The sequence below is a fragment of the Aestuariimicrobium sp. T2.26MG-19.2B genome, assembly GCF_950101875.1.
GTDB classification, from domain to species: domain Bacteria; phylum Actinomycetota; class Actinomycetes; order Propionibacteriales; family Propionibacteriaceae; genus Aestuariimicrobium; species Aestuariimicrobium kwangyangense.
This window is the reverse complement of the sequence record NZ_CATNLW010000001.1, coordinates 381,380-401,179: the sequence shown is the minus strand read 5'-3', so window position 1 is coordinate 401,179 and position 19,800 is coordinate 381,380. Positions and strand designations below refer to the sequence as shown.

The 19,800-nt window shown below is 69.2% G+C and carries 18 protein-coding genes; 8 read left to right on the top strand and 10 right to left on the bottom strand.

Features of this window, described 5'->3' with window-relative positions; genetic code table 11:
- Nucleotides 1-89: 89 nt before the first annotated feature.
- The gene (trpB, locus tag QQZ11_RS01830) at nt 90-1,292 is read right to left on the bottom strand and encodes a tryptophan synthase subunit beta (RefSeq protein WP_284548360.1); all 1,203 of its coding nucleotides are present in this window, start codon (nt 1,290-1,292) and stop codon (nt 90-92) included.
- Between the two features lie 181 nt (nt 1,293-1,473).
- Between trpB and QQZ11_RS01825 the strand changes: the two genes are divergently transcribed.
- Complete coding sequence (locus QQZ11_RS01825) at nt 1,474-2,475, top strand: alpha/beta hydrolase (RefSeq protein WP_284548358.1); 1,002 nt, start codon at nt 1,474-1,476, stop codon at nt 2,473-2,475.
- A gap of 9 nt (nt 2,476-2,484) precedes the next feature.
- On the opposite strand, the gene QQZ11_RS01820 is transcribed toward QQZ11_RS01825, so the two are convergent.
- Nucleotides 2,485-3,399, bottom strand: coding sequence for a helix-turn-helix domain-containing protein (locus QQZ11_RS01820; protein WP_284548357.1), 915 nt, complete (start codon nt 3,397-3,399; stop codon nt 2,485-2,487).
- A gap of 92 nt (nt 3,400-3,491) precedes the next feature.
- On the opposite strand from QQZ11_RS01820, the gene melA reads away from it, so the two are divergent.
- Nucleotides 3,492-4,880: an alpha-galactosidase gene (gene melA, locus QQZ11_RS01815; RefSeq protein WP_284548355.1), complete on the top strand. Its 1,389-nt coding sequence runs from the start codon at nt 3,492-3,494 to the stop codon at nt 4,878-4,880.
- A gap of 281 nt (nt 4,881-5,161) precedes the next feature.
- Here melA and QQZ11_RS01810 read toward each other — a convergent pair whose 3' ends face one another.
- The 4 genes from QQZ11_RS01810 to QQZ11_RS01795 form a co-directional block, all read right to left on the bottom strand.
- On the bottom strand, nt 5,162-6,070 hold the full coding sequence (locus QQZ11_RS01810) for a metal ABC transporter permease (RefSeq protein ID WP_284548354.1): 909 nt from the start codon (nt 6,068-6,070) through the stop codon (nt 5,162-5,164).
- On the bottom strand, nt 6,067-6,912 hold the full coding sequence (locus QQZ11_RS01805; RefSeq protein WP_022909575.1) for a metal ABC transporter ATP-binding protein: 846 nt from the start codon (nt 6,910-6,912) through the stop codon (nt 6,067-6,069). Before QQZ11_RS01805 ends, QQZ11_RS01810 begins: the two co-directional genes overlap by 4 nt.
- The gene (locus QQZ11_RS01800; RefSeq protein WP_284548352.1) at nt 6,909-7,793 is read right to left on the bottom strand and encodes a metal ABC transporter solute-binding protein, Zn/Mn family; all 885 of its coding nucleotides are present in this window, start codon (nt 7,791-7,793) and stop codon (nt 6,909-6,911) included. The genes QQZ11_RS01805 and QQZ11_RS01800 overlap by 4 nt, the downstream gene beginning before the upstream one ends.
- A 101-nt stretch (nt 7,794-7,894) precedes the next feature.
- Nucleotides 7,895-8,665, bottom strand: coding sequence for a sulfite exporter TauE/SafE family protein (locus QQZ11_RS01795; protein WP_022909577.1), 771 nt, complete (start codon nt 8,663-8,665; stop codon nt 7,895-7,897).
- Between the two features lie 71 nt (nt 8,666-8,736).
- On the opposite strand from QQZ11_RS01795, the gene QQZ11_RS01790 reads away from it, so the two are divergent.
- Nucleotides 8,737-9,513, top strand: a complete 777-nt coding sequence (locus tag QQZ11_RS01790) for a gamma-glutamyl-gamma-aminobutyrate hydrolase family protein (protein WP_284548350.1) — start codon at nt 8,737-8,739, stop codon at nt 9,511-9,513.
- A gap of 41 nt (nt 9,514-9,554) precedes the next feature.
- Here the strand turns inward: QQZ11_RS01790 and QQZ11_RS01785 are convergent, their stop codons facing one another.
- From QQZ11_RS01785 to QQZ11_RS01775, 3 genes are all read right to left on the bottom strand, one after another.
- Entirely contained in the window at nt 9,555-10,088 is a 534-nt protein-coding gene (locus QQZ11_RS01785; protein ID WP_284548348.1) for a cysteine hydrolase family protein, read from the bottom strand.
- Nucleotides 10,085-11,716, bottom strand: coding sequence for a purine-cytosine permease family protein (locus QQZ11_RS01780; RefSeq protein ID WP_284548346.1), 1,632 nt, complete (start codon nt 11,714-11,716; stop codon nt 10,085-10,087). The genes QQZ11_RS01785 and QQZ11_RS01780 overlap by 4 nt, the downstream gene beginning before the upstream one ends.
- Before the next feature lie 88 nt (nt 11,717-11,804).
- On the bottom strand, nt 11,805-12,317 hold the full coding sequence (locus QQZ11_RS01775; protein ID WP_284548344.1) for a GNAT family N-acetyltransferase: 513 nt from the start codon (nt 12,315-12,317) through the stop codon (nt 11,805-11,807).
- 138 nt (nt 12,318-12,455) lie between these two features.
- Between QQZ11_RS01775 and QQZ11_RS01770 the strand changes: the two genes are divergently transcribed.
- From QQZ11_RS01770 to QQZ11_RS01755, 4 genes are all read left to right on the top strand, one after another.
- Entirely contained in the window at nt 12,456-13,787 is a 1,332-nt protein-coding gene (locus QQZ11_RS01770) for an MFS transporter (protein WP_284548343.1), read from the top strand.
- A gap of 196 nt (nt 13,788-13,983) precedes the next feature.
- On the top strand, nt 13,984-16,047 hold the full coding sequence (tkt, locus tag QQZ11_RS01765; RefSeq protein WP_284548342.1) for a transketolase: 2,064 nt from the start codon (nt 13,984-13,986) through the stop codon (nt 16,045-16,047).
- Between the two features lie 53 nt (nt 16,048-16,100).
- The gene (rarD, locus tag QQZ11_RS01760; protein ID WP_284548340.1) at nt 16,101-16,961 is read left to right on the top strand and encodes an EamA family transporter RarD; all 861 of its coding nucleotides are present in this window, start codon (nt 16,101-16,103) and stop codon (nt 16,959-16,961) included.
- 264 nt (nt 16,962-17,225) lie between these two features.
- Nucleotides 17,226-17,618: a hypothetical protein gene (locus QQZ11_RS01755; protein WP_284548339.1), complete on the top strand. Its 393-nt coding sequence runs from the start codon at nt 17,226-17,228 to the stop codon at nt 17,616-17,618.
- A 56-nt stretch (nt 17,619-17,674) separates the two neighbouring features.
- On the opposite strand, the gene QQZ11_RS01750 is transcribed toward QQZ11_RS01755, so the two are convergent.
- The gene (locus QQZ11_RS01750) at nt 17,675-18,967 is read right to left on the bottom strand and encodes an anthranilate synthase component I family protein (protein WP_284548338.1); all 1,293 of its coding nucleotides are present in this window, start codon (nt 18,965-18,967) and stop codon (nt 17,675-17,677) included.
- Nucleotides 18,968-18,979: 12 nt separating this feature from the next.
- Here QQZ11_RS01750 and QQZ11_RS01745 point away from each other — a divergent pair, with 12 nt between their 5' ends.
- Complete coding sequence (locus tag QQZ11_RS01745; RefSeq protein WP_284548337.1) at nt 18,980-19,693, top strand: aminotransferase class IV; 714 nt, start codon at nt 18,980-18,982, stop codon at nt 19,691-19,693.
- The last annotated feature ends 107 nt before the right edge of the window (nt 19,694-19,800 follow it).

Here is a 19,800-nt window from a genome sequence, read left to right as displayed (position 1 = left end):
ATGTGGCCCGTGGTGGGCAACATTCGCCGCCAGGGGACGATTCTGGATCGCCCCGGGCCGGTGTCTGGTCGTGCGGCCCGGGGCGAAGGTCAGTTCCTCGAGCGCTGGGCCAGGACCTCGGCGACGTAGTCGACGTCCTTGTCGCCGCGTCCCGACAGGTTCACGATGATGACCTTGTCGGGACCCAGTTCGGGGGCCAACTTGAGAGCGTGCGCCACGGCGTGGCTCGACTCCAGGGCAGGGATGATCCCCTCGAGGCGGCTGAGCAGGCTGAACGCGTCGAGGGTCTCGTCGTCGGTGGCCGAGACGTAGGTGACCCGCCCCGTCGACCGCAGGTGGGCGTGCTGGGGGCCCACCCCCGGGTAGTCGAGACCCGAGGCGATCGAGTGCACGGGCGAGGGGTTGCCCTCGTCGTCCTGCAGCACGATCGTCTGCATGCCGTGCAGCATGCCGGGGGTGCCCTTGCTCATGGTGGCGGCGTGGCGAGGGGTCTCCAGCCCCTCACCGGCGGGTTCGACACCGTAGATGGCGACGTCGGAGTCGTCGAGGAACGCGGTGAACAGTCCGAGGGCGTTCGAGCCGCCACCGACCGCGCCGACGAGGGCATCGGGCAGTCGTCCCTCCTCTTCGAGGATCTGCTGCCTGGCCTCCCGCCCGACCACGGACTGGAAGTCGCGCACCATGGTCGGGTAGGGATCGGGTCCGACCACCGAACCGATGCCGAAGAAGACCTCGTGGTAGTCGTTGGCGAAGGTGGTGAACGCCGAGTCGACGGCCTCCTTCAGGGAGCGGCCTCCCTCGGTGACCTCGACGACGGTGGCACCCAGCAGTTGCATGCGGACGACGTTGGGGTGCTGCTTGGCCACGTCGATGGCGCCCATGTGGATCTCGCACTCCAGCCCCAACAGCGCTGCCGCCGTGGCCAGTGCGACACCGTGCTGGCCGGCGCCGGTCTCGGCGATCAGCTTCTTCTTGCCCATTCGTCTGGCGAGCAGGGCCTCGCCGATGCAGTGGTTGATCTTGTGGGCCCCGGTGTGGTTGAGGTCCTCGCGCTTGAGGTAGATGCGCGCCCCTCCGGCGTGCTCGGTGAGCCGTTCGGCCAGGAACAGCGGGCTGGGGCGTCCGACGTACTTCTTCAGCAGTCGTTCGTACTCCGCCTGGAAGGCCGGGTCGGCCTTCGCCTCCTGGTAGGCCTGCTTCACCTCGGCGATCGGGGTGACCAGGTGCGGGGGCAGGAAGCTGCCTCCGAACTCTCCGAAGAAGCCGTTGTCGTCGGCGTGGAAGTCGCTCATGGGGATCCTCTCTGGGCGTCGTCGCCACTCGTGCCCGAGGCTATCGATGGCCGCTGCGGCCGGTGGTCCCGGGCCACCACTCGGATGCCCCCACGATGCCCCGGGAGGGCGGCCCCCCACGTGCCCAGCGCCAGATGACCAGAACCGGTCCGCCCGATGCGGGGTGCCTAGAGTGGGCACCATGAAGGCGACCCAATTCGACCTCGAGGTCAACGGAACGCGGCTGGGGGGCCGTTCGTGGCTGCCCGACGCCCAGGACACCCCAGACGGTCGCGCTCGTGCCGCGCTGGTGATCGTCCACGGGGTGGCGGAACACGGCGGACGATATGCGGCCTTCGCCACGGCCGCCGCCGAGCAGGGGATCGCCGTCTTCGCCGTCGACCATCGCGGTCACGGCCTCACGGCGGGGACGGTGGCACGCGCCGGTCACGTCGCCGACCGTGGCGGGTGGCAACTGATCGTGGACGACCTGCGGGCCGTCGTCCGGCACGTCAGGTTCCGGCACCCCGATGTGCCGGTGGTGTTGCTCGGCCATTCGATGGGTTCGCTGGTGGCGCGTGAACTGGTCACCCAGCCGCCCCTTCTGGTCGACGGGATGGTGCTGATCGGACCGCCCGGCCATCCGGGGGCCAAGGCTGCCGGGACGGTGCTGGCATCTGCCATCGTGCGCACCCGAGGGGCCGAGCACCGCTCCAAGCTGCTGGACCGACTCACCTTCGCCGGTCACAACGCTGCCTTCTCGCCCGCCCGCACCGACCGGGACTGGTTGTCGGGGGTGCCCGAGCAGGTGGACTCCTACCTGGCCGACGAGTGGTGCGGTTTCGTCTGCTCGGCCAGTTTCATGCGTGACCTGGCCAGGGCCGCGGTCAGGGTCAACAGCCCCGAGAACGCCGCCTCGACCCCGCACGACCTGCCCATCCTGCTGTTGGCAGGTTCGGACGACCCGGTCAGCAACTCTGGCGTCGCCGCCCAGCGCGCTGCGGTCGCCTACGAGGCGGCGGGGGTCAAGCGGGTCGAGGTGAACATCTACCCGGGCGGGCGCCACGAGTTGCTCAACGACGTGATGGCCGCCGAGGTCACCCACGACATCCTGGCCTTCGTGGACACGTTGGCGTTCGACGACAACCCCGAACCCGGCACGGGCACAAGCACAGGCACGGGCACCGGCACCGCCACCGACTGAGCGGGCCCCTCAGCGGGAGCGCCGACGGAACTCCCTCGGCGAGCAGCCGGTGGCTCGTCCGAGGTGCACGTGGAAACTCGACAACGATCCGAAGCCGCTGGCATGGGCGATCTCGGCGACCGGACGATCGGTGGTCACCAGCAGTCGCTCGGCCTCCGAGACCCGGCACATGGTCAGGTACTCGCCGAGCGTCACCCCCACGGCCGCCCGGAAGATCGCCATCGCGTGCGAGGTGGACAGGTGGGCCGAGGCCGCGATCTCTTCGACGGCCAGCGGGGAGCGGTGGTGCTCCATGACGAAGCGGGCGAGCTGGGTGACCTGGTCGAGACGGCTGGCCTGGCCGGTGAGGTGGGTCGGCCTCGACGGCGGACGACCTGCGGCCGAGAGCAGTCGGCGGACCGCGGCCTGGATCTCGAGCACCGCGGGCTCGCGATCGTCCTCGTCGTCGAAGTCCTCACACCACCCGCCGACGAGTCCGGCGAGGCGGGCGTGCAGGGTGGGGGAGTCCACCACCACGGGTTCGGAGCGCAGCAGGCGAGCCAGGTCGTCCTCGGGCAGACCCCAGCCCAGCACAGTCGGGAGTGGGACGTGAACCCAGCAGGCGCTCCCGGGCAACGACTCGACCAGCCCGTGGGGAGGGATCGCCCAGAACAGGGCCACCTGCCCTGCCCGGAGCACCCACGGTCGTCCTGCGAACAGGTAGTGGAGTTCACCACGGACCACGATGTTGAGCTCGAGGTCGTTGTGGGAGTGCATCGCTTCCATCCGCGGCGGTTCACCGACCCGTGCCCAGAGGCGGCTGGACTCGCTGATGACGTCGGCTGCCACGGCGCGCGGCGACGGGGTGCCGGCGCCGGGCTGGGCGCCGGGGTGGGTGTTGGGGCGAGCTCGCGAGTCGGGACGGGGTGTGGCGGCGCTGGTCACCAGGTGACCGTAGCGCTGGCATCAGAGGATACTGGAACAACCGGACTGTATCGCGGCAGACATCCGGGGCTCGGCGTTCCTAGCCTTGACGCATGACCCGGTTCATCACTCATCCGACCATCACCATCATCGGCGCCGGGGGACACGTGTTCCCCTTCCGGTTGATCGGCGACATCCTCAGCTTCGAGGCCCTGCGCGACTCGACCCTTCGCCTGATGGACGTCAACCCCGACAAGCTCGGGCCCGTGGCCGACGCAGCCCGCGCACTGGTCGCCCACCACGGTCTGTCGACCGTCGTCGAACAGACCACGGATCGCCGTGCCGCCCTCGACGGGGCCGACGTCGTGATCATCACCTTCCAGGTGGGAGGGGTGGAGTCCTACCGCCACGACGTCGAGATCCCGCGCCGCCACGGCATCGACCAGACGGTCGGCGACACGGTCGGCCCCGGCGGTGTGTTCCGGTTCCTGCGTTCGGTCAACGCCTACGACCAGATCATCGAGGACGCCCTCGAGGTCTGCCCCCAGGCCCAGTTCATCAACTACGCCAACCCGATGGCCATGGCCACGGCCTACCTGAACGCGCGCGGCCTGAAGACCATCGGTCTGTGCCACAGCGTGCAGGGCACCACCCGCATGCTGGCCCGCACGCTCGAGGTTCCCTACGACGAGGTGAGCTACCGCTGCGCAGGCATCAACCACCAGGCGTGGGTGCTGGAGTTCATGCACGGCACCGTCGACCTCTACCCCCGACTGCGCGAGGTGATGGCGGCACGCCACCAGCGCGGACGAGCCGCCTCCGAGCTGGTCGGCGACCGGGGCGACCACTCCGACGCGGCACTCGCGGCCAGCACCTACGAGGGTGGCAACGAGCAGGTGCGCACCGCCATCATGAAGGCCTTCGGGTACTTCCAGACTGAGTCGAGCCACCATGCGTCGGAGTACCTGCCCTACTTCCGCAAGAACCCCGAGATGGTCAACTCATGGATCCCCGAGCGCTGGGACTACTACGAGATCTGCGCCTCGCACGACGACCAGGGCGACATCAACGGGCAGTTGGACCGGCTCAAGGACGAACTCGCCCCGTCCGTCGAGTACGGCGCCACCATCATCAACTCCATCGTCACCGGCGCCCCCAGCGTGGTGCACGGCAACGTGCCCAACCGAGGTGCGCTGATCACCAACCTGCCGGACGACGCATGCGTCGAGGTGCCCTGCCTGATCGACGCTCGAGGCGTGCAGCCCACCTCGATCGGGGACCTGCCGCCGCAACTGGCGGCGCTCAACCGGACCAACGTCAACGTGCAGACCCTGGCGGTGCTGGCGGCGCTCACCGGTGACCGCGAGCACGTGCACCATGCGGTGGCCATGGACCCGCTGACGGCGGCACTCCTGACCCTGGAGGAGGCGCACGCCATGACCGAGGAGCTGATCGACGCGCACGCCGACCTGTTGCCGGCCTCCATCGTGGGCCGCCTCTGACGGGGGTTGCGCATCGGGTCTGGTCCGAGGCGTGCTCTTCTGGCGTCCAGCCGCACAGTTGCCCGCGTCCCGTCCCAGTTGCCCGCCTACGGCGCAGTTGCCCCCGGGGAGGGATGGGGCAACTGCGCGGAAGTGGGGCAGGTGGTGCGGGACGAGGGCAGGTGGTGCGGGACGAGGGCAGGTGGTGCGGGACGAGGGCAGGCGCGCGGGACCAAGGAGGCGCGGCCGGCCAGGGTCGCCAGCAGGCAAGCTCCCAGCCCAATCTCGGTGCGTGTGCAGTCTCAGTGCGTGTGCAGGGCGTCCGCGTGGGGATGATGACCGACCTCAGGACGTTGGTTCCACCCGCGCCGCTCCCGCACTCGTCCGATGACCACGCAGACCAGGAAGATCAGGAACGACACGGTGGTCACGTAGGGACTGATCGGCAGACCGGGGCCCAGCGAGAGCACGATGCCGCCGACGGCACTGGTGATGGCGAAGGCCACGCTCAGCACCGACAGCATGAACGGACGGACCGTGAGCCGCGCGGCTGCGGCCGTCGGCGTGATCAGCAGCGACAGCACCAGCAGGGCACCGACCAGTTGCACCGTCATGGCCACGGCCAGCCCCAGCACCACCATGAAGGCCATCGACAGGGCCCTGACCGGAACCCCGCGCGCCTGGGCCACCTCGGGGTCGACGGAGGCGAAGAACAGGGGGCGCCAGATCGGCACCAGCACGGCCGCGATCACCGCCGCAACCACTGCCAGGCTGACCAGTTGGGTCGACTGCACCGCCACGATCTGACCGGCGAGCAGGCCGAACTTGTTGGACGACCGACCGGTGTACAGGGCCAGGAAGAGCACCCCGATGCCCAGTCCGAACGGCAGCAGGATGCCGATGGTGGCGTTGCGATGGCGGGCCTTGACGCCCAGCCACCCGAGCAGGAGGGCCGCGGCCAGGGAGCCGGCGATCGCCCCGAGGTTCACCGAGACACCGAAGAAGAGCGCGGCTGCTGCTCCTGCGAACGACAACTCCGAGGTGCCGTGCACGGCGAAGGCGAGGTCCCGGGCGTGGATCATCGGCCCGATGGCGCCGGCGATGAGGCCGAGGATCACCCCGGCGACCAGGGACCCCCACACCAGAGGCAGCAACTGCCCGAGGTTGTCGAAGTTCAGGAAGGTGTGGATGCCGAATTGCAGGCCGATCATGCGTCGCCCTCCTGGTCGGGCTCAGGGTGGTGGGCGTGGTCGTCGGCGCCGAAGACGAGCAGTTGTCCGTCGTGGCGCAACACCTCGACCCGGCGTCCGTACAACTCCGACAGCGTCTGGGTCGTCATCACCTCGTCGGGGGTGCCGATCAGCGCCTGCCCATTGGCGAAGTAGATGATCCGGTCGACCAGCGGCAGCACGGGGTTGATCTCGTGGGTGACGAACAGCACGGCGATGTTGTGCTCCCGTCGGGTGCGGTCGATCAGGTCGGTGACGGCCAGTTGGTGGAAGATGTCGAGGCTCAGCAGGGGCTCATCGCACAGCAGCACCGAGGGATCGGTCACCAGCGCCTGGGCGATCCGCAGGCGCTGTTGTTCGCCACCCGAGAGCATCGACAGGGGGGCGTCGGCGTAGGCGAGTGCGCCGACGGCGTCGAGGGCCCAGTCGATCTTCTCGCGCCGTTGCCGGGTCGGCCAGGTGATGCCCCATCGGTCCCCGTCGAGCCCCAGGGCGACCAGGTCTCGTCCTCGGATCACCGCGGTCGAGTCGATGGACTTCTGCTGGGGCACGTAGCCGATCCGCCGCGAGCCGCGCTGCACGGGGTTGCCATCGATCCTCACCTGGCCGTGCGTGAGGTGGTGCTGGCCCAGCAGCACGCGCAGCAGGGTCGTCTTGCCTGCCCCATTGGGCCCGAGCACGGCCACGAACTCCCCGGGCGCGATGTCGAGGTCGACGTGGTCCCACAGCACCCGCTCGCCGAAGGCGACGCAGGCGTTGTTGAGGCAGATGGCCGGCTCGGCGGCGCCGAGTGCCTCCATGGCCGGGGTGGTGGTGATGCTCATTGGCTGAGTGCCTTCGAGAGGGAGGTGAGGGCGGCGGCGAGGAAGTCGGTGTAGCTCATGGTGGCGTCGGGCAGGATCTCGTAGACGTCGAAGGTGGGGACCTTCGCTGCCTTGGCCGAGGCCACCAACCTGTCCGAGACGGGGTCGGAGGTCTGGGGGTTGACCGCCAGGGCGCGCACCCTTCCGGAGGTCATCAGACTCTCGGTCTGGTTGACGGCCGACACCGAGGGACCCGCATCGGACTCCGAACCGGTGACATAGGCCTCGGGGGTCACGTCCTTGACGCCGACCCATGCGAACAGGTGTGCTCCCACCGGTTCGGTCGACACGATGCCCGCACCCGTGTCCTTGGCTGCGATCTGTTGCGCCCGTGCCTCGAGCGCTGTGATCTTCGAGGTGAAGGTGATGAGGTTCTCGCGATAGGCGGCAGCGTTGGCGGCGTCGGCCTTGGCCAGTCCGTCGGCCACCCGGGTGGCGACCTGCACCGCTGCGGTGGGGGAGTACCAGACGTGCTCGTTGAAGCCGTCCTCCCCGGCTCCCGGCAGCCCCGAGACCTCGACCGCATTCACGACGGTGGACGAGGACGAGGCCAGCTTGGTGGCCCAGTCGTCGTAGCCGCCCCCGTTGACCACGGTCACGGTGGCCCGGGAGAAGGCCAGCTTGTCCTGGGCGTTGGCCTCGTAGTCGTGGGGGTCCTGCTGGGGACTGTCGAGGATGGCGCTGACATCGGCATGGCCGCCAGCGACCTGTCGGGCCACGGCCGCCCAGACGCTGGTGGAGGCGACGACGCTCGGCTTCCCGGACGAGCCCTTCGCATCGCTCGAGCAGGCCCCCGTGAGGGCGAGCAGGGCCACGGTGAGGAGGGCAATCAGGCGGCGCACGGGATCACTTCTTTCGGTCGTCTCAGGAGAGCACTAATGAGAACGATTATCGCCTGCAATTGCGCCCTGCGCAACTCCCCCCGGTCCCGGTGCCACCCGCCTCACTTCAACAGCAGGCTCACCGCCCCGATCGCCGAGGCCAGGATCGCGACGTTCTCGAAGACCTTCTGGGGCATCACGGCCAGCAGCCTCGAACCGAACCAGGTGCCCACCAGCACGACGGGTGCCAGCACCAGATCGGTGACGAGGGTGTGGCGGGTGAACAGCCCCAGCCCTGCTGAGAACGGCACCTTCGTGAGGTTGATGATCAGGAAGTACCAGGCGCCCGTACCGACGAACCGCAGCTTGTCGATGCGAGCGGCCAACAGGTAGAGCGTCATCACGGGTCCGGCAGCATTGGCGGTCATGGTGGTGAAGCCCGCCAGGATTCCCGCGCCGCCAGCCGCGAGCTTGGTCTGGGCCCACGACTGGTGCTCGGGTGCGTCGACACCGGGCGGGGTCCCTGCATTCCTCCGCCTCGCCCCCGGTCCCCAGCGGGTGACCAACTGGATCGCCAGCATCACCAGCAGCATGGCGCCGATCGCACGGGTCAGCACGTGGTCGTCCACGGCGCGCAGGAACAGGGCGCCGAGTGCCAACCCCGGCAGCACCCAGGGCAGCAGCTTGACCAGCAGTTTCCAGTCGGCGTGTGACCGATACCTCAGCACCGCGACGATGTCGCCGACGATCAGCAACAACAACACCGCGGCCGTGGATTCCTTCGTCGGCATGACGAGGGCGAACAGTGCCACGCTGACCGACCCCAGCCCCCCGACCGAGGTCTTCGAGACACCGATGAGCAGCGCAGCGACGACGAGGGTGAACCAGAGCATGGGCCTCACCCTCTCACCCGCAGCGTGGGCAGCCCGCCGCACGCCACGCCATGGTCGCTAGGCTCCCGGCCATGTCACGACCCCGTATCGGCATCTCCACCACCACCGGCCACGAACTGTCCGGTCCGCTGCCGGGCTACCCGCGGACGAACGTGGCCGTCGACTACCCGGAGGTCGTGCTCGCCACCGGCGGTCTGCCGGTGTTGCTGCCGTTGTTCGACCCGGCCGAGCACCCCGACCTGGTGACGGAGCAGGTGCGCGATCTCGACGCGCTCATCCTCACCGGCGGGCACGACGTCGACCCTGCCAGCTACGGCCAGCCCACTCGTCCCGTCTGCGGCGACACCCTTCCCCATCGCGACGCGTGGGACCTGGCGTTGATCGACGCGGCCCTCGCACGCGGCATCCCCGTGCTCGGCATCTGCCGGGGAATGCAGGTGTTGAACGTGCGCTTCGGTGGCACCCTGCACCAGGACCTGCCCACCGATCGTCCCGGTGACGTGGCCCACTGGCAGAGCCTGCCCCCGGACGTGACCAGCCACCCGGTGGTGCTCGCCGAGTCGGGCGTGCTGCGTGAGGCCATCGGTGCCGACGAGGTGATGGTCACCTCATTCCACCACCAGGGCATCGACACCCTGGGCCGGGGCCTGGTGGTCGAGGCCACGGCACCCGACGGTCTGGTGGAGGCGTTCAGTCTCGATCCCTCGCACGGGGGATGGGTGGTGGGGGTGCAATGGCACCCCGAGATGTCGCACCGACGCGATGAGGCCGGACGCGCCGTCGTGCGGGCGCTCGTCCGGGTCGCCGACGAGGTGCGGGACTGCCCCTGCTGCAACCCCGAGGACTGAGCGGGTCGGACTGACCCGGTGAGGTCGGGCCGAGCGCCGCGTCAGCGGACGGTGATCTGGGGGGAGTAGAGGCCCATCACCTGGAGGGCAGCAGCCTGGTTCTCGGCGGACGACCCGGCGCAGGCCGCTCCCACCACCTCGACGGTTGCTCCCGCATCGGCGGCGGCGAGTGCCGTCGAGATGACGCAACAGTCGGTGGCCACCCCGCTCAGCACCAGGTGTGGTTCGGGGCCCGTGATGGCCAGCAGGGAGTCGCCGAACTTGCCGAACGTCGAGACATCCAGGGTCACCCCGCCTCGTTCAGCGGCCCAGGGCAGGGCCGGGTCGACCAGGTCGAAGACGGCATCCTCGTTCGGACGGTCCGCGAACGACCACTTCTCGAAGTAGGCCGCCCACGAGCCACGCCGGTTGTCGCCGGGCAACCAGCGGGTGACGATCGTTCGCTCCCCGTGTTCGGCGACCAGTGCGTCCACCGGCCCCACGATCGAGGCGAAGTCCGGCGCGCACCACTGCGAGGCGGGGTCGGCAAAGATGCGCTGCGGGTCGATCACGAGCAGCCACGGGCGTGAGCTCACCGGCGCTCACCGGCCTCCAGCTCTGCCGTGATGTCGGCAGAGGTGGCGTTCTCGTCGGCCTCGGTCTGGGTCGACTCCTGTCGACGGACGAGACCGCGGCGTGCCACCAGGGTCACCAGGAAGCTGACGACCAACGAGACCAGCACGCCGAGGTTGGCCCAGGGCCAGCTGCCGTCCCACGACTGCACGCCCTGGTCGTCGACGACCCGGGCACCCAGGCCGAGCGGCTCCAGCAGGTAGCCCTGCCAGTTGTTCCAGCTGGCGTCGGCGGCGAACTGGTTGACGACCAGACCCCAGCCGATCACCGATGAGACCACCAGGGTGATGATCGAGACCCAGTCGAACCGGCCGTAGCGTCCGTTCGGCTTGAACAGGCTGACCGTGTCGTAGGCGCGGCGACGCAGCGCCAGGTCGGAGCAGAAGATTCCCGCCCACGCCGCCAGCGGCACCCCGAGGGTGATCAGGAAGGACTGGAACGGGCCGAGGAAGTCGGTGGCGAAGAAGACCACGAAGATCGTGCCGGCGGTGAGGATGCTGCCGTCGATCAGGGCCGCCACCGGGCGGGAGACCTTCACGCCGAGGGAGAGCAGGGTGAGTCCCGAGGAGTAGATGCCCAGCACCGCTCCCGAGATCAGGCTGAGCACCGCGACCAGCAGGAAGGGCAGCAGGATCCAGGTGGGGAGCAGGTCGGCCAGCGCCCCGATGGGATCGCCGGCGACGTGCCCGGCGTAGTCCTTGTTCGAGACGCTGAGCAGCAGCCCGAAGATGACCAGCACGATCGGGGCCACCGAACCGCCGAAGGTGTTCCAGAAGACGATCGAGCCCGAGGAGGCGCTGCGACGCTGGTAGCGCGACCAGTCGGCGGCCACGTTCGTCCACCCCAGTCCGAAACCGGTCATCACCATCACCAGGGCGCCCACCATCTGCGCGGCTGAACCGGCGGGCAGCGACGAGACGGCCGCCCAGTCGATCTTGGGAACGGTGATCGCCATGATGATGACGGTGGCGATGCCGGTCACCCAGGTGAGCACCGACTGCAGCTTCATGATCACGTGGTAGCCGAGCACCGACGCGGCCACGATGGTGCCGGCGATCACGACGGTGGCCAGGATCTTGACCGCCGTGCCGTGGGCCCAGCCGACCTTGTCGAAGATCGTCACGGTGGCCAACGTCGCCAGGATGGTGAGGGTGGTCTCCCAGCCGATCGAGGTGAGCCAGCCGAGCGCTCCCGGCAGCTTCTGCCCGTCCACGCCGAACGCGGCCCGGCTCAACACCATGGTGGGCACCGAACCGCGCTTGCCGGCGATGGCGATGATCCCGCAGATCAGGAAGCTGAAGACGACACCGACCAGCGACACGACGGTGGCCTGCCAGAACGAGATGCCGAAGCCGAGCACGAACGAGCCGTAGCTCATGCCGAAGACACTCACGTTGGCCGCGAACCACGGCATGAACAGGTCACGCGGACGAGCGGTGCGTGCCGGTTCGTCGATGACGTCGATGCCCTGCAGTTCGATCAGCCCCCGACGTTCGCTCGCGCCGGTGGGGGCGCCCGGGTTCTCCCCAGAGGCCGTGGGTCGGTCGGGACCCTGCTTGCTCGGGCCCTGCTTCACTGCGGAGTCAGACATGACGTGCTCTCTTCGGGAGGAATGGTGAGGATGCCGGGAGCGAGTTGCTCAGGCACATGGTTGCGGGCTGGGGCGGGTCGATCAACGATCAACGCACGTCGGGACCATCGAAGGTGAGTTGCATCATCACGATGTCGAGCCAGCGCCCGAACTTGCGACCCACCTCTGGCATCCGCGCCACCTCGACGAAGCCCATCCGCTCGTGGAAGTTGATGCTCGTCTCGTTGCTGGCATCGAGCACCCCGATCATCACGTGGACGCCGTGGCCCTTGGCATAGTCGATCAGGGCGGTCATCAGCATCCGGCCCACCCCTGCTGCGCGGTGACCCGACTTGACGTACACCGAGTGCTCGACCGTGTAGTTGTAGCCCGCCTTGTCGCGAAAGGTGCCGTAGCTGGCGAACCCGATCGTCTCGCCGTCGATCAGCGCCACCAGGGTGGGGTGCCCACGACGCTGCTTGTGCTGCAGCACTGCCGCACGCTCCGCGACCGTCACCGGTGCCAGGTCGTAGCTGGCCGTGGTGCCGACCCCCGCCTCGTTGTAGATCTCGGTGATGGCCGGCAGGTCAGCTGTGGTCGCGGGACGAATGGTCAGCGGCATGCGCCCAGCCTAGGGCTCACCGAGGGGGACAGCGCTGCCCTCCCAACCCGCGTCGATGTCGATGTGTGGTCATGCCACCGCAGGGCCCCGGGGGGCCGATATCGTCCCCGGCAGTCATCCCCAACCGACGGCAGGCCCATGACCACTCAGCAGCTCACTCGCACCGACCGCCTCGACCGGTTGCCGTTCAACCGCCGCCACGCGAAATTGCTGGTGGGTTCGGGGCTCGGGTGGGCCCTGGATGCGATGGATGTCGGGTTGATCTCGTTCGTGATGGTGGCGCTGGCGGCTGAGTGGAAGCTCAGCCCGGGCCAGCTGAGCTGGGTCGCCAGCATCGGCTTCGTCGGCATGGCCATCGGCGCCTCCCTGGGCGGGCTGCTCGCCGACAAGCTCGGACGACGCCAGGTCTTCGCCATCACCCTGCTCGTCTACGGGGTGGCCACCGGGGCCTCGGCGCTGGCGTGGTCGCTGGCGGCGCTGATCGTGCTCCGGTTCGTGGTGGGACTGGGGCTCGGGGCCGAACTGCCGGTCGCGTCCACCCTGGTCAGTGAGTACGCCCCCAAGCGCATCCGTGGACGCGTGGTCGTCGCCCTCGAGGCCTTCTGGGCCATCGGTTGGATCGCCGCCGCGCTGATCGGTTACCTGGTCATCCCCAACCTGACGCACGGCTGGCGATGGGCCCTGCTGGTGGGCATCGTGCCCGCCGCCTATGCCCTGGTGGTGCGATTCGGACTGCCCGAATCCGTGCGCTTCCTCGAATCGAAGGGACGAGACGCCGAGGCCGAGGCTGCCGTGCGCCGCTACGAGGAGGTCTCCGGACTGCGGGCGCCGTCGTCCGATCGGGTGACTGAGGTCAGCGTGGTCAAGCCTGAGGACTTCGACGACCGGACGATCTGGTCGCCGGGTCTGCGCGGACGGACCGTCGCGCTGTGGGTCGTCTGGTTCTGCATCAACCTGTCGTACTACGGGGCGTTCATCTGGCTGCCCAGCCTGCTGGTGCGCTCCGGCCACACGGTGGTGAAGTCGTTCGAGTACACCGTGATCATCACGCTGGCCCAGTTGCCCGGCTACGCCGTCGCCGCATGGCTGATCGAGGTCTGGGGACGACGGGCGACCCTTGCCACCTTCCTCGCCGGTTCGGCCATCGCAGCCGGTGCCTTCGGATTCGCTGACTCGACGGCGGCGATCCTGGTCGCTGGTTGCGCGTTGTCGTTCTTCAACCTCGGCGCCTGGGGGGCCCTCTACGCCGTCGGCCCGGAGCTGTACCCCACCCGGCTGCGCGGCGCCGGCACCGGTGCGGCGGCCGCGTTCGGGCGGATCGCGGCGATGGTCGCCCCACTGAGTGTGCCCGTCCTGCTGGCGCGCGGGGGCACACCGGTCGTCTTCGTGGTGTTTGCTGCCGCCTTCGTGATCGCAGCCGCTGCGGCGCTCGCGCTGCCCGAGTACCGCAACCGCGACCTGACCGAGTGAGCACCCGCCAGGCACAGCGAGCGACCGGCCCGGGACGAGAACTGGTCCGCCGACGACAACTGGCCCGGGACAACAACTGGCCCGGGACAACAACTGGCCCGGGACAACAACTGGCACAGGGCCGCCCCATGGCAAGGGTTGACTAAGCTCGTCGGTGAACTGCTACCTCGCTTCGGCGAGAGATGAGGACTCCTTCATGGCATCCCTGGAATGGACTGAACAAGACGAACGGGCGGTCGACACCGCCCGCATCCTGGCAGCGGACGCCGTCGAGAAGGTGGGCAACGGCCACCCCGGTACCGCGATCTCGCTGGCTCCGGCCGCCTACCTGCTGTTCCAGCGCATCATGAACTGGGACGTCAATGACGACCAGTGGCTGGGCCGCGACCGGTTCGTGCTCTCCGCGGGACACGCCTCCCTCACCCAGTACTGCCAGCTCTACCTGGCCAACGCCGGTCTGACCCTCGACGACCTCAAGTCGCTGCGCACCTGGGGCTCCAAGACCCCCGGGCACCCCGAGTACCACCACACCAAGTTCGTCGAGACCACCACCGGCCCCCTGGGAGCCGGCGTCTCGAACGCGGTCGGCTTCGCCATGGCAGCTCGCCGTGAACGTGGCATGTTCGATCCGGACGCCCCCGCGGGTGAGTCGGTCTTCGACCGCCAGATCTACGCCATCGCGGGCGACGGGTGCATGCAGGAGGGCATCTCGTCCGAGGCGAGCTCGCTGGCGGCCACCCAGGACCTGGGCAACCTCACCTTGATCTACGACGACAACCGCATCTCGATCGAGGGCGACACCAAGATCGCCTTCTCCGAGGACGTCGCGGCCCGCTACGCGGCCTACGGCTGGCACGTGCAGCACGTCGACTGGACCCACGGCGGTACCGAGTACCACGAGGACGTGCAGGCCCTGTACGACGCCATCGAGGCGGCCAAGGCCGTCACCGACAGGCCGTCGTTCATCCGTCTGACCACCATCATCGGCTGGCCCCTGCCCAACAAGGCGGGCTCCCACGACGTGCACGGGTCCAAGTTGGGTGCCGACGAGATCTCGGGCCTCAAGCAGGAACTCGGCTTCACCGACGAGCCCTTCGCGGTCGACCGGGCCGCCGTGCAGCACGCCGTCGACCACGCAGCGGCCCGTTCGAAGCAGGTTCGCGCGGCATGGGACGAGAAGTTCGCGGCCTGGCAGCAGGCCAACCCCGAGAGGGCCGCGCTGCTCACTCGCATCCGCAACCACGAACTCCCCGAGATCACCCTCGCCGAGTTCCCGGCCGGCAAGAAGAAGGCGACTCGCGCCGCGTCGGGCGAGGTGCTCAACCAGCTGGCCTCGCAGGTTCCGGAGCTGTGGGGCGGTTCCGCGGACCTCGCCAGTTCGAACAACACCACCATGAAGGGGGAGGAGTCGTTCCTCCCGGTGGAGCGCGCCAGCAAGCAGTTCCCCGGCAACCCCTACGGCCGCACGCTGCACTTCGGCATCCGTGAACACGCCATGGGCGGCATCGTCAACGGCATCGCCCTGTCGGGGCTGACCCGCCCCTACGGCGGCACCTTCCTGGTCTTCTCCGACTACATGCGACCGGCCGTCCGTCTGGCCGCGCTGATGGGCGCTCCCTCCATCTTCGTGTGGACCCACGACTCGGTGGGTGTCGGTGGGGACGGCCCCACGCACCAGCCGATCGAGCACGTGGCCTCGCTGCGGCTCATCCCGGGGCTCGACGTGGTTCGTCCGGGTGACGCCAACGAGGTGTCCGTGGCCTGGAAGCAGGCGTTGGCGCACCGGGACCGTCCGACTGCCCTCATCCTGTCCCGCCAGGACCTGGCGGTGTTCGACCGCACGAAGGAGGGCTTCGCTCCGGCTGACCAGGCCGCCCGCGGTGCCTACGTGCTGAAGGAGGCTTCGGCGGCCCCGCAGCTGATCCTGATCGCCACCGGCTCCGAGGTCGAGCTGGCGGTGGGTGCCGCTGAGTCGCTCGAGGGCCAGGGAATCCCGACCCGTGTCGTCTCGATGCCCTGTCAGGAATGGTTCGACGGCCAGGATGAGGAGTACCGCGAGTCGGTGCTGCCCAGCGGTGTCACAGCCCGCCTCTCGATCGAGGCCGGCGTCGGGAACGGGTGGCAGAAGTACGTGGGCGCCCACGGTGCCTCGCTCTCGATCGAGAGCTTCGGGGCCTCGGCCGACGGCGCCAAGATCTTCGAGGAACTCGGCTTCACCGTCGAGAACGTCGTGACCCTTGCGCAAAGCCTGCTGAGCTGACCACGTCCACCAGCACTGTCCAGCCGCCCCGGTCGAGAGCACTCTCGGCCGGGGTGGCTGCCTACGTCCTGTGGGGCGTGTTCCCCCTGTTCTGGGCGCTGTTGGGCGCGGCCAACCCGATCGAGACCCTGGCGGAGCGATTCGTCTGGTCGGCGGTCTGGACGGCGCTGTGCCTGGTCGTGCTGAGGCAGGGGTTCGGCTGGGTTCGTCCGGCGCTGGCCGGCGGCCAGTGGGTGCCGCTGCTGCTGGCCTCCATCGTGATCGCCGTCAACTGGGGCATGTTCATCTTCGCCGTGCAGACCGGCCACACGGTGGAGAGTTCACTGGGGTACTTCATCAACCCGCTGCTCAACCTCGTGTTCGGGCGCATCTTCTTCTCGGAGCGGCTCGACCGGTGGGGGTGGGGCGGGGCGCTGACGGCGTTGGTCGGCGTGGTCGTCATCAGTTGGGGCAGCTGGCACACGGTGTGGATCTCGTTGCTTCTGGCGACCTCGTTCGGCATCTACGGGGTGTTGAAGAAGAAGGCCCAACTGCCGGCGCTGCAGGGGTTGTTCCTCGAGTCGGTGTTCATGACCCCGCTGGCGCTCGTGGTGCTGGTGGTCATGGGCGTCATGGGTCTGGGGCACTTCGGACTCGGGTGGTCGATCACGGCGCTCTTCGTGGTCTCGGGCCTGGTGACCGCTGTCCCGCTGTGGCTGTTCGCCCAGGCCGCCCGTGGCCTGCCGCTGGGACTGCTCGGCATGTTGCAGTTCATCGGGCCGACGCTGCAGTTGCTGATCGGTCTGCTGGTGTTCCACCAGCAGATCTCCTGGGTCTGGTGGGTCGGGCTTCCCCTGGTGTGGTTGGGATGCGCGCTCTACCTGGTGGGGGTGCTGGGGCGTGGTCGACGCTCCCGGGGCCCCGCCCGCGGCTGACAGTCCCAGGATCCGCTCGCGGCTGACCGCCCGAGACCCCACTCGCGGCTGACCGTCCGAGGCCCCGCTCGCGGCTGACCGCCTGAGGATCCGCGCCAATCGGGGCAGGCAGCACGGCTTGTCGTCACGCCACGTGACGAGGGTGCCGCTCACGTGCCCCTTTCTGCGTGGATGTTCGGCGAATGATCTCCCGGTTGGCGCACTCCCGCGGTCGAGGGCGTCTACGGGTCTTCCTTCGCGACGATGCGCGGCGGACAATGAAGCATGGCGGTGTGGCGCGCGGACGAGCGCCTGGGGGCCCTCGTCGACACAGAACTTGCCGCAGCGCTCGACGAGGCTGCGGCCCAGAACCGTGCGCGCCTGGTCGCCTCGTGGCTTCGGGTCCTGGGGCTGGTGCAGGCGCGGGGGACCCCGCTGCGGGCGGTGACGCGCTTCGACACCGGTATCGCGCGTCTGCAGTTCGCCGACCACAGCGCAGTGCTGGTTGATTGCAGCGGCCCGCACACCCGGGTGGGGGAGATCGCCGTGGCTGTGGCCCGCCAAGTCGCGGTCGTGGTCACCGACGTGAGGGTCGAGGGTGACGGGGTGACCGCCCGTCTGGCCTGGGGCAGACATGCGGTTGAGGTGCACCTGCTCGGTGGCGACCAGGCCCGGTGACGCCCCTCATCGCACCTTCCGCTCAGCGCACCGGTCCCGTCAGCGCCCGAGCCCCCTCAGCGCACCAGGCAGTCCACCAGCGCGGCCGCCTTCAGGTGCATCTCGTCCAACTCCTCGTGCGCCACGCTGAGCGCAGTGATCCCGGCCCCGACCCCGATCCAGGCCGCGTCCTCGTCCGAGACCACGCTGCGGATGACCATCGCCGCCTCGCAGTGCTGGCCCGTGAAGATGCCGAAACATCCCGAGTAGATGCCCCGCGGCCAGCTCTCCAACTCGCGCAGGATCTCGACCGCCCGACGCTTGGGTGCCCCGGTCATAGACCCCGCCGGGAACAGCGCCCTCAGGGCGTCCACCGGGCCCAGGTCCTCACGCAACTGTCCCGACACGGTCGAGACGAGTTGGTGCACGCTGGCATACCCCCTCACCGAGAACAGCTCGTCCACCTGCACCGACCCCGGGCGACAGATGCGGCCCAGGTCATTGCGGCACAGGTCGACGATCATCAGGTTCTCGGCGCGTTCCTTCTCCGACGCCGCCAACTCCTCAGCCAGCGCGAGGTCGACCTCTGGGTCGGGATCTCGGCGCCGGGTGCCCTTGATCGGGGACGTGGTGGCGATGCCGTCGTGGACGCGGAGGAAGGTCTCCATCGACGCCGAACTCAGCACCGTCCCGTTGATGCGCAGCAGGCCGCCGTGGGGCACAGGGCTTGATCGCCGCAGCCGCAGATGGGAGGCGAAGGCGTCGATCGGGCTGTCGGTCCACAGGGTGGTGGTCAGGCACAGCACCAAGGCATCCCCGGCGCGGATGTGCTCGATGCACCTGTCGATGGCGGCCAGGAGTTCCTCGTCCGAGTCGCCCGCGAGCACGCTGACGCCCTCCGTCCCGGTGGGCAATGAACCGGCAGCCATGGCAGGGGGCTCGTCGACCGGTGGCAACGTGTCGGGCAGTGCCCAGGCCTGCTCGTCGATGGCGGCGTGCAGCGTGGTGCTGCCGTCGGCCTCGATCACCGCCCAGCGCGACAGCCGCACCAGCGAGATCGGTGGATGCCTGGGACTTTCACCGCGGGACAGCCCCAGCAGCTCGGATCCTGCCTCGTATCCGATCCACCCGACCCAGGCCTCGTCCGAGTCGCGCATCACCGCCTCGAACGAGTCGAAGTCCGGAGCCAGCAGGCTCATGCCGCCGACGCCCACCAAGTGGGCACCCCCGTCGGAGGAGTCGAGCCAGACGACGTCCTGGGAGGCGTCCGACCACCAATGGGCGGCCAGGGCGGCCGGGTCGAGTGAGGGATGTGGTGCGGACCACCCGCTGGTCAGCCAGCCGAAGGATCCAGCGTGGGAGCCAGCCATAGGCTGGAGTCTATGAGTGCCGACACCGTGGTGGCCGATTCGTTCCTGGTCGACCACGGCCGGGTGCTGTTGCTCGGGGCCCATGCCGACCGGTTCGCGCGTGACGCGGGAGCAGTGGGCTTCCCCGCGGACGAAGCGCGCCGCGCCCTGCTGGACCTGGCCCGCTCGGTCCCGGAGGCAGGACGGTGGTTCCCGCGGATCGATCTGCTGTCCGACCTGACCCTTCGTCCTCTGCTGCGACCTGCCCCACCCCGTGGCGGCGAGGTGCGGGTGGCGACCGCCGACCACGACCCGCGCACCTGCCCCGCCGTGAAGGGTCCCGACCTCGCGGCCCTGTCCGAGCAGCGTGCGCGTGCGCAGCGGAGCGGGGCGGACGAGGCGCTCCTCCTGGTCGACGGCCTCGTCTGCGACGGGGCGCTGAGCGCTGTCGTGTGGTGGCGCGACGACGTCCTGCACCTGCCCCACCCCGCGTTGGCGAGGGTCGACTCCGTCACCACCCGCTGGCTGGTGGCGCAGGCCCGCGTGCGAGGGGTGGAGGTGCGACGGGTCCGGGCTCGTCCGGATGACTTGGCGGGTGCGGAGCTCTGGCTGCTGAGTGCGCTGCACGGGATCCGACCGGTCGTGGGGTGGCTCGACGGACCCACGGTGGCCACGCCCGGTGGTCACCAGCGTTGGTGGCAGCAGCGCCTCGAGCGCGCGCGGGAGCCGGTCTCGTCCCTGGCATGAGGGTGGCCCTCGGTCGGCCCGGGCCCCGGCTGATGGGATGTCCACCATGCGCGAATCCAGTTGCTTACCCAAACTAACCATCTAGACTGGTGGACGACCCCACCCCC